This is a genomic window from Streptomyces hiroshimensis (assembly GCF_014650335.1).
GTDB classification, from domain to species: Bacteria; Actinomycetota; Actinomycetes; order Streptomycetales; family Streptomycetaceae; genus Streptomyces; species Streptomyces hiroshimensis.
Window position 1 is genome coordinate 23,442 of the sequence record NZ_BMUT01000026.1, and the last position, 9,268, is coordinate 32,709.

Consider the following 9,268-nt stretch of genomic DNA (forward strand, 5'->3'; position numbering starts at 1 on the left):
GTCGTCGTACTCGTACCGGGGCCGCCCGGCTGCGCCCCGTCCATCACACCCGTCCCGCCTTGCGCTCGGTGAACAGCAGCCACAGCAGATAGCAGCCGCCGAGCATCCCGGTCAGCGCACCGACGGGCAGCTTGTCGGCGCCGAAGAGCCGCTGCGAGGCCCAGTCGGCGCCGACGAGCAGGGTGGCGCCCATGGCCGCGGCGGCGAGGAGGCCCGGGCCGGGGGCGCGGGTCAGCCGGCGTGCGAGCTGCGGCGCGGCGAGGGCCACGAAGCCGACGGGCCCGGCGGCGGCCGTGGCGGCGGCGGTGAGGAGCACGGCGCAGGCCGTCACCACGAGCCGGGTGCGTTCGGCGCGCACCCCGAGGGCGTGGGCGGCGTCGTCGCCCATCTCCAGCATGCGCAGGGCCCGCCCGTTCCCGAGGACGACGGGGAGGAGCATGGCGGCCGCGCACAGCAGGGGCCACACCTGCTCCCAGTCGCGGCCGTTGAGGGAGCCGACCATCCAGATCATGGACCGGGTGGCGTCGACGAGGTCGGCCTTGGTCATCAGGTAGTCGCGCAGGCCGGTGAGGACGGCGGCGGCGCCGATGCCGACGAGGACGAGCCGGTAGCCGTTGATGCCCTTCTTCCAGGCCAGCAGGTAGACCGCGAGGCCGGTGACGACGCCGCCCGCGACGGCTCCTGCGGCCACGGCGAACGGGTCGCCGTGGAAGAGGACGATGACGACGAGCGCACCGGCCGCGGACCCCTGGCCGAAGCCGATCACGTCCGGGCTGCCCAGCGGGTTGCGGGAGACGGACTGGAAGACCGCGCCGGCCAGCCCGAGACAGGCGCCCGCGAGCAGGCCCACCAGGACGCGGGGCAGGCGCAGGTCGTGGACGACGACGTCCTGGGCGGGGGTGCCGCCGCCGGCGAGCGTCCGCAGGACGTCGGCGGGCGACATCGGGAAGTCGCCGGTGGCGATGAGGGCCACGGAGGCGGCCGCCGCGACGGCCAGGAGCAGCAGGACGACGAGGGCGGCGCGGGCGTCCACACGCAGGGAGAGCCCGCCGCTGGTACGGACGGTTCGTACGGCTCGTACGGTTCGTGGGGACAGGCTCACTGCTGGGCCACCCTCCGGCGCCGTACGAGGTGGATGAACAGGGGTCCGCCGACGACGGCGGTGACGATGCCGGCCTGGAGCTCTCCGGGCCGGGCGACGACCCGCCCGGCGATGTCCGCGCCGAGCAGCAGCACGGGTGACAGGACGGCCGCGTACGGCAGGATCCAGCGCTGGTCGGGCCCGGTGAGGGCGCGCACCAGGTGCGGGACGATGAGGCCGATGAAGACGATGGGCCCGCAGGCGGCGGTCGCGGCGCCGCACAGCAGGGTGACGGCGGCCATCGCGAGGACGCGGGTGCGGGCGGGGCGGGTGCCGAGCGCGCGGGCGCTGTCGTCGCCGAGCGCCATGGCGTTCAGGGGCCGGGCGAGCGCGAGGGCGAGCAGGATGCCGGCGGCGATGAAGGGCAGCACCTGCCGGATGACGTCCGCGTCGGCCGAGGCGAGCGAGCCGACGGTCCAAAAGCGCATCCGGTCGAGCGCCGCGGAGTCCATCAGCTGGACGGAGTTGACGTAGCCGTAGAGCGCGTACGTCACGGCGGTGCCGGCCAGGGCGAGCCGTACGGGCGTGGCGCCGCGGCTGCCGCCGAGCACGTGGACCACGACGGAGACGACGGCCGCACCGGCGAGCGCGAACCATACGTAGCCGCCGGCCGAGCTGACGCCGAGGAAGGTGATGGCGGATACGACGGCCGCCGCGGCGCCCGCGTTGACGCCGAGGATGCCGGGTTCGGCGAGCGGGTTGCGGGTGAGGGCCTGCATCACGGCGCCGGAGAGCCCGAGGGCGGCGCCGGCGAGCAGGCCGAGCAGCGTACGGGGCAGGCGCACCTCGCGCACGATGACGCCGGCCTCGCCGTGCGCGTCGCCGAACAGCCCGTGCCAGACCGCCTCCAGCGGCAGCGGCTTGGCGCCGACGGCGATGCTCGCGACGGCGACGAGCAGCAGCAGACCGGTCGCCGCGAGCAGGCCGGCTGCCCGCGCGGCATTCCGCTTACGGCTTGCCGGGGGTATCTGCGGCGGCAGCGGACCGGTGTCCGCCGGGGGTTCGGGGGGACTGTCAAGCAACACGATCCTTAGGTTAGCCTACCCTTAACTCCCCCCGTTCTTGCCTCATTCTTGAGAGAAGCGCACCACCATGAGCACCCCCCGCATCCTCACCGGCTCCTTCATGTCCCGCCGCGGTCTGCTGGCCGCAGGCGGCGCCCTCGGCGCGGGCGCCCTCCTGACGGCCTGTGGAGGCGGCGGCTCAAAGGGGTCCTCGGACGGGGACTCAGGTGGTTCCGGTTCGTGGTCCTTCAAGGACGACCGGGGCGAGACCGCCAAGGCCCCCCGCACCCCGAAGAAGGTCGTCGCCTTCACCGGAAGCGCCGCGGCCCTGCACGACTTCGGCATCGAGTGCACCGCCGTCTTCGGCCCCACCACCCTCAAGGACGGCAAGCCCGACCCCCAGGCCGGCGACCTCGACGTCGGCAAGCTGACCGTCCTCGGCAACGCCTGGGGCGAGTTCAACGTCGAGAAGTACGCGGCCCTCTCCCCCGAACTGCTCGTCACCAACATGCTCCAGGGCACCGAGCTCTGGTACGTGCCGGACGAGAGCAAGAAGAAGATCCTGGGCTTCGCCCCCGGCATCGGCATCAACGTCACGAAGGTCTCCCTGACCCGGGTCATCGGACGCTACGCCGAACTCGCCGCCTCGCTCGGCGCCGACCTCAAGGCGAAGCAGGTCACCGACGCCAAGGCCCGCTTCGAGAAGGCCTCCGAGACCCTCCGCAAGGCCGCACAGGCCAACAAGGGCCTCAAGGTCGTCGCCGCCTCCGGCTCCACCGACCTGCTCTACGTCTCCGACCCCGGCGTCTACGCCGACCTGTCCTACTTCAAGTCCCTCGGCGTCGACTTCATCGTCCCCGACAAGGTCACCGGCGGCTTCTTCGAGAGCCTCAGCTGGGAGAACGCCGGCAAGTACCCCGCGGACCTGATCCTCCTCGACAACCGCTCCGCAGCCCTCCAGCCCAAGGACCTCGCCGCCAAGCCCACCTGGGCCGGCCTGCCCGCCGTCAAGGCAGGCCAGGTCAGCCCGTGGCTCAGCGAGCCGCGCTACTCCTACGCCGGGTGCGCACCGCTCGTCGAGGCGCTCGCCGAGGCGGTCCAGAAGGCCAAGAAGGTCGTCTGACGCCAGGAAGGCCGTCCGACAAGGCCTCCTCACCAGCGAAAGGGAAGCTCTCCGCATGGCCAGCACCACCACCCTCCCGTACCGCTTCTTCGACCTGGAGGTGCTCCGCACCGAGCGGCTCAGCCCCGCCATGGTGCGGGTCACCTTCGGCGGCGAGGAGCTCCGCGACGTCGTCGCCGGCGGCCGCGACCAGCGCTTCAAGCTGTTCCTGCCGCAGCCCGGCCAGGACGAGCCGGTCCTGCCCGCGAGCCGCGACGAGACCTGGTTCACCGAGTGGCGCGCCCAGGACCCGGCCGTACGGGCTTTCATGCGCACCTACACCGTGCGGGACATGCGGTACGGGCCGGACGAGATGGACGTCGACTTCGCCGTGCACGGCGACGCGAACGGGCACGGCGGCCCGGCCACGAACTGGGCCCAGGCCGCCCGCCCCGGCGACCGCGTCACCGTCCTCGCCCCCGTCGTCGAGGACAACGGCGGCGTCGACTTCCAGCCGCCCGCCGGCACGGACTGGGTCCTGGTCACCGCCGACGAGACGGCCCTGCCGGCCGTCGCCGGGATCCTCGCCTGGCTGCCGGCGGGCACCCCGGCCAAGGTCTGGATAGAGGTCCCCCACCCCGAGGACGTCCAGGACCTGCCCACCGACGCCGCGGCGGAGATCACCTGGCTGGTACGGGGCGCGGCAGAGCCCCTCCTGAGCGCCGTCCGCACAGCCGACCTGCCCGCCGGCACGCCCTACGCATGGCTGGCAGGCGAATCCGGCACGGTCCGCGGCCTCCGCCGCCACCTGGTCAACGACCGCGGCTTCGACCGCCGCACGGTGACCTTCACGGGCTACTGGCGCCGGGGAGCGACAGAAGAGGACCTCCTGGCAGAGCTCGGCTGATTCAGCCCGTCCGGCGTTTGAGGACGAGCGCGTTGAGCGCGACAGGGGGTCCAGGGGGCGAAGCCCCCGGTTACGGGAAGGGGCGGGTCAGGGGAAACCCCACCCGCCCCAGCCACGGTCACAGCCCCAGCCGGGCCACCACCTTGCCCGAGTCCAGCTCACAAACCCCGTCCCCCGCAGCCGTCCACGCGGCAGCACAAAGCGCCCGGAGCCCGTCCACCGGCTCCCCCTCCCCCGCGAGGACGAGCGCATCACCGTCAACGGAGGCAGTCCACCCCCCGCACCGGAACCCGTCGTCCCCCACCGGCTCAACCTCCGGCTGAGGCTCCAGCAACCCCCGCAGATCCTCGGCCACATACGTGGGCCGGTGCTCCGGCCGCGCCGCGACCAGCTGCGCGGCCGTCGTCACGCCGGTCAGCACCAGCAGCGAGTCCACCCCGCCCACGTGCGCGCCCTCGATGTCGGTGTCGAGCCGGTCGCCGACCACCAGCGGCCGCTCCGCGCCCGTCCGCAGCACCGTCTCGCGGTGCATGGGGGGCAGCGGCTTCCCGGCGACCTGCGGCGTCGCGCCCGTGGCTATCCGTACGACCTCCACGGCCGCACCGTTGCCCGGCGCGATGCCGCGCCCGCTCGGGATCGTCAGGTCCGTGTTGGAGGCGAACCACGGCAGGCCCCGGGCCACCGCGTACGACGCCTCCATCAGCCGCGACCACGGCATGTCCGGCCCGCCGTAGCCCTGGACGACGGCCGCCGGGTCGTCGTCCGCCGACTCCACCGGCACCAGCCCGCGCTCCCGCAGGGCCACCCGCAGCCCCTCGGCGCCGATCACCAGGACCCGGGAACCGGCGGGCAGCTGCTCGGAGATCAGCCGCGCCACGGCCTGGGCGGAGGTGATGACGTCGGACGGCTCGGCGGGGACGCCCAGCCTCGTCAGGTGCTCGGCGACCGTCTGCGGCGTCCGCGCGGCGTTGTTCGTCACGTAGGCGAGGTGCATCCCGCCCTCGCGCGCCGCCCCCAGCGACTCGACGGCGTACGCGATGGCCTCGCCACCCGCGTACACCACGCCGTCGAGGTCGAGCAGTGCCGTGTCGTAGGCCTCGCTGAGGGCACGCTCACTGCCGCCGGGCCGCGTTCGGGCGGTCTGATTCATGCTGTACTCGCTCCTTGTGCTGTACGTCTCTTCCACGATCATTGCTCACAGGGCCGTGAGACATAACATTTCCCAATGAGCACTCCAGGCCGAGCAGGGAAAGCAGGGCAAGGACTCCAGCTCGCCCCCTTCCGAGGACTGCGCTATGTCCCGGAGCGGGTCGGCAGCCTCGCCGCCGTCACCTCGCCACCGTACGACGTCGTCGTACGGCCCGACGGGTTGCGTCACCTGGAGACCGCCGATCCGCACAACATCGTCCGGCTGATCCTTCCGCAGGCCGCGAGCGCGGCGGACCGCCACCGGCTGGCCGCGGACACCCTCCGCCGCTGGCAGGACGAGCAGGTCCTGGCCGCCGACCCCGAGCCGGCGCTCTACGTCTACGAGCAGCGCGGCGGCGGCATACTGCAGCGCGGCCTCATCGGCGCACTCCGCCTCAGCCCCCGCGAGGAGGGCGTCGTCCTCCCGCACGAGGACGTCATGCCGCACATCATCGAGGACCGTGCGGCCCTCATGCGCGGCACGGGCGCCAACCTCGAACCGCTGCTCTTCTCCTACCGCGGCAACGGCAGCACGACCGGCGCCGCGGCCGTCATCGACCGCGTCACCGGCACCGAGCCGCTGCTGTCCACCACGACCGACGACGGCTACGCCCACCGCCTGTGGTCCATCACCGACCCGGACGACCTCGAGGCGATCGGCAAGGACCTCTCCCAGCAGCACGCGCTCATCGCCGACGGCCACCACCGCTGGGCCACCTACCTGCGCCTGCGCGCGGAGCAGCCGGCCCCCGGCCCCTGGGACTACGGCCTCGTCCTGCTCGTCGACACCGCCCGCTACCCGCTGCGCGTACGGGCCATCCACCGCCTGCTGCACCGGCTGCCGGTCGCCCAGGCGCTGGCGGCGGTGGAGGGCTCTTTCCGGGTGCGCACGATCGACGGCCCGCTGCCGGAGGCACTCGACGCGCTGACGGAGGCGTCCGAGGAAGAGGGGAACGCCTTCGTCCTGGCGGGCGACGGCCGCTTCCACCTCCTCGACCGCCCGGACCCGGGGCTGCTGGCCCGTACGGTCCCCACCGACCGCCCGGAGGCCTGGCGCACCCTGGACGCGACGGTCCTGCACTCGGTACTGCTGGAACGCCTCTGGCAGGTGCCGGACAACCCCGAGAACATCAGTTACATCCACGAGACGGCGGCGGCCGTCAAGCAGGCAGAGCGGCACGGGGGGACGGCGGTGCTGATGCACCCGGTCCAGGAGGATGTCGTCCGGGAGCTGGCGGAACAGGGCGTGACCATGCCCCGCAAGTCCACGTCCTTCGGCCCCAAGCCGGCCACGGGGCTGGTGCTGCGGAGCCTGGCCCTGAACTGATCCACCGCAAACGAAAGAAGAGGCCGGCACCCCGGGATCGGGGTGCCGGCCTCTTCGTCACTGCCCTACGGGTCAGCTGTTGTCGTCGGCCTTGCCGGCGTCAGCGGCCTTGCCGGCGTCAGCGGACTCCTCGGCCTCAACGGCCTTCTCGACCGGCTTCTCGGCCTGAGCGGGCTCCTCGGCGGGCTCCTCGGACGTCACCGGGGCACCGGCCTCCTCGTCGGAGGCGGCCTCGTCGTCCTCGGACTCCACCAGGGCGTCCGTGAACTCGACGCCGTCGAGCTCGGCGAGCCGGTCGGAGGCGTCCGTCTGGCCGCCCTGGTCCGCCTCAAGGGCCTTGGCGAACCAGTCGCGGGCCTCGCTCTCGCGGCCGACCTCCAGCAGCGCGTCGGCGTACGCGTACCGCAGGCGCGCGGTCCACGGCTGGACCGAGCTGGAGGCGAGCTCCGGGCTCTGCAGCGTCACGACGGCGGCGTCGGCCTGGCCCATGTCCTTGCGGGCACCGGCGGCGACCAGACGCATCTCGACCTGGCCGGCCTTGTCGAGCTTGTTGACCTCGGGCTCGCCGGCCATGGCCAGCGCGCGCTCGGGACGGCCCATGCCGCGCTCGCAGTCGGCCATCACGGGCCACAGCTCGACGGAGCCGGTCATCCGGCGCGCGGCACGGAACTCGGCGAGCGCCTCGGAGTACTTGGCCGTCGCGTACGAGGCGAAGCCGGCGGCCTCGCGCACCGCGGCGACGCGGGAGGCGAGACGCAGGGCGATCCGCGAGTAGGCGTAGGCCTGCTCCGGGTCCTCGTCCAGCAGGTTGGCGACCATGACGAGGTTCCGGGCGACCTCCTCGGCGAGGCCCTTCGGCAGGCTCATGAGCTCCTGCCGCACGTCCGCGTCGATCTCGTCACCGGTGACGTCGTCGGGGATCGGCAGGCGCTTCACCGGCTCGCGGTCGCCACGGTCCCGGTCACGCTCGTCACGGCCGCCGCGGTAACCACCGGAACGGTCGTCCCGGCCACCTCGGTAGCCGCCGCCCTGCCGGTCGTCACGGAACGAGCGGCGCGGACCACGGTCGTCGCGACGCTCGTCACGGCCACCGCGGAAGCCACCGCGGTCGTCATCGCGGCGCGGGCCACGGTCATCGCGACGCTCGTCACGGCGGAAGCCGCCACGGTCGTCGTCACGACGGGGACCACGGTCGTCGTCGCGGCGGAAGGAGGGACGCTCGTCGCGGCGCGGGCCGCGGTCGTCACGACGGTCATCGCGACGGAAGCCGCCACGCTCGTCCTCACGACGGGGACCACGGTCATCGCGGCGGGGGCCGCGGTCGTCGTCACGGCGGAAGGACGGACGGTCGTCGCGACGCTCGTCACGGCCACCACGGAAACCACCGCGGTCATCGTCGCGGCGCGGACCACGGTCGTCACGACGGTCATCGCGACGGAAGGACGGACGCTCGTCGCGACGGAAGCCGCCACGCTCGTCGTCACGACGCGGGGCACGGTCGTCACGGCGGAAGGACGGGCGGCTGTCACGACGCTCGTCGCGGTCGTCGCGACGGAAGCCGCCACGCTCGTCCTCACGACGCGGAGCACGGTCATCGCGCGGGAAGGACGGACGGTCGTCACGGCCACCGCGGAAACCGCCACGGGGACGGTCGTAGCCACCGCGGTCATCACGGCGCGGGCCGCGGTCGTCATCGCGACGGAAGGAGGGACGGTCGTCGCGACGGAAGCCGCCACGGTCGTCCTCACGACGCGGGGCACGGTCATCGCGACGGAAGGACGGACGGTCACCACCCGGACGGTCGTCGCGGCCACCGCGGAAACCACCGCGGTCATCATCACGACGGGGGCCACGGTCATCGCGGCGCGGGCCGCGGTCGTCGTCACGGCGGAAGGACGGACGGTCGTCACGGCGACCGAAGCCACCGCCGGCGGGACGGCCGCCGCGGTCGTCATCGCGGCGCGGGCCGCGGTCGTCACGACGGTCATCGCGACGGGGGCCGCGGTCGTCGTCGCGACGGAAGGACGGACGGTCGTCGCGACGGCCGAAGCCACCGCCGGCCGGGCGCCCGCCACGGTCGTCGCGGCGGGGGCCGCCACGCCGGTCGTCGCCGCGGTCGTCACGCCGGTACGCCGGTCGGTCGTCGCGGCGGTTACCGCCGCGGTCGCCACCCGAACGATCGTCGGGGTAGTTGGTGGGCATCGACGTGACTCCTGTCTTCGGGTACCGCAGTCATTCTCGCGCAACCGGACGACCGGCGCGCTTCGGCAGAAATACAAAAAAGGACCCTTGGTCCCAGCGTGAACGCTGGGACCAAGGGTCCTTGAAATATTGTTCGGCGGCGTCCTACTCTCCCACACGGTCCCCCATGCAGTACCATCGGCGCTGAAAGGCTTAGCTTCCGGGTTCGGAATGTAACCGGGCGTTTCCCTAACGCTATGACCACCGAAACCCTATCGGTTTCGAGCGAACAAGCACACTTTTCAATTAAGTGGTTCTGCTCAAACCAGCAACTGTTCGTTGCTTCAGAACTAACACAGTGGACGCGAGCAACTGAGGACAAGCCCTCGGCCTATTAGTACCAGTCAGCTCCAACCGT

Annotated in this window: 7 protein-coding genes, 1 rRNA gene and 1 pseudogene; 3 read left to right on the forward strand and 6 right to left on the reverse strand. The window is 72.7% G+C overall.

All coding sequences use genetic code 11. From position 1 onward, the window contains the following. Positions 1-43: 43 nt before the first annotated feature. Both IE241_RS33400 and IE241_RS33405 read right to left on the reverse strand, forming a co-directional pair. Positions 44-1,102 carry a FecCD family ABC transporter permease gene (locus tag IE241_RS33400; protein ID WP_190025626.1) on the reverse strand — a complete coding sequence of 353 codons (1,059 nt, stop codon included), beginning with the start codon at positions 1,100-1,102 and terminating at the stop codon, positions 44-46. Continuing rightward, positions 1,099-2,109, reverse strand: a complete 1,011-nt coding sequence (locus IE241_RS33405) for a FecCD family ABC transporter permease (protein ID WP_373300820.1) — start codon at positions 2,107-2,109, stop codon at positions 1,099-1,101. The genes IE241_RS33400 and IE241_RS33405 overlap by 4 nt, the downstream gene beginning before the upstream one ends. A gap of 124 nt (positions 2,110-2,233) precedes the next feature. Here IE241_RS33405 and IE241_RS33410 point away from each other — a divergent pair, with 124 nt between their 5' ends. Next, a complete protein-coding gene (locus IE241_RS33410) occupies positions 2,234-3,268 on the forward strand; it encodes an ABC transporter substrate-binding protein (protein ID WP_190025628.1) in 1,035 nt (344 codons plus the stop codon). Positions 3,269-3,323: 55 nt separating this feature from the next. Continuing rightward, the gene (locus tag IE241_RS33415) at positions 3,324-4,154 is read left to right on the forward strand and encodes a siderophore-interacting protein (protein ID WP_190025629.1); all 831 of its coding nucleotides are present in this window, start codon (positions 3,324-3,326) and stop codon (positions 4,152-4,154) included. Between the two features lie 118 nt (positions 4,155-4,272). Here IE241_RS33415 and IE241_RS33420 read toward each other — a convergent pair whose 3' ends face one another. After that, positions 4,273-5,304: an HAD-IIA family hydrolase gene (locus IE241_RS33420; protein ID WP_190025630.1), complete on the reverse strand. Its 1,032-nt coding sequence runs from the start codon at positions 5,302-5,304 to the stop codon at positions 4,273-4,275. A gap of 75 nt (positions 5,305-5,379) precedes the next feature. Between IE241_RS33420 and IE241_RS33425 the strand changes: the two genes are divergently transcribed. After that, complete coding sequence (locus tag IE241_RS33425; RefSeq protein ID WP_190025631.1) at positions 5,380-6,669, forward strand: DUF1015 domain-containing protein; 1,290 nt, start codon at positions 5,380-5,382, stop codon at positions 6,667-6,669. 72 nt (positions 6,670-6,741) lie between these two features. Here the strand turns inward: IE241_RS33425 and IE241_RS33885 are convergent, their stop codons facing one another. The 3 genes and pseudogenes from IE241_RS33885 to rrf form a co-directional block, all read right to left on the reverse strand. Then, positions 6,742-7,551 (reverse strand): tetratricopeptide repeat protein, encoded by an 810-nt coding sequence (locus IE241_RS33885; protein WP_194552802.1) that lies wholly within the window; start codon positions 7,549-7,551, stop codon positions 6,742-6,744. Between the two features lie 114 nt (positions 7,552-7,665). Continuing rightward, a pseudogene (locus IE241_RS35115) lies at positions 7,666-8,292 on the reverse strand (tetratricopeptide repeat protein); the annotation flags it as partial. A 710-nt stretch (positions 8,293-9,002) separates the two neighbouring features. Then, positions 9,003-9,119: ribosomal RNA gene (gene rrf, locus IE241_RS33435) — 5S ribosomal RNA — on the reverse strand. Positions 9,120-9,268: the final 149 nt, after the last annotated feature.

Excerpts from the sequence above, each read along its gene's own strand:
- IE241_RS33410 (WP_190025628.1), top strand. The coding sequence starts at position 2,234 with ATGAGCACCCCCCGCATCCTCACCGGCTCCTTCATGTCCCGCCGCGGT.
- IE241_RS33415 (WP_190025629.1), top strand. The coding sequence starts at position 3,324 with ATGGCCAGCACCACCACCCTCCCGTACCGCTTCTTCGACCTGGAGGTG.
- IE241_RS33420 (WP_190025630.1), bottom strand. The coding sequence starts at position 5,304 with ATGAATCAGACCGCCCGAACGCGGCCCGGCGGCAGTGAGCGTGCCCTC.
- IE241_RS33425 (WP_190025631.1), top strand. The coding sequence starts at position 5,380 with ATGAGCACTCCAGGCCGAGCAGGGAAAGCAGGGCAAGGACTCCAGCTC.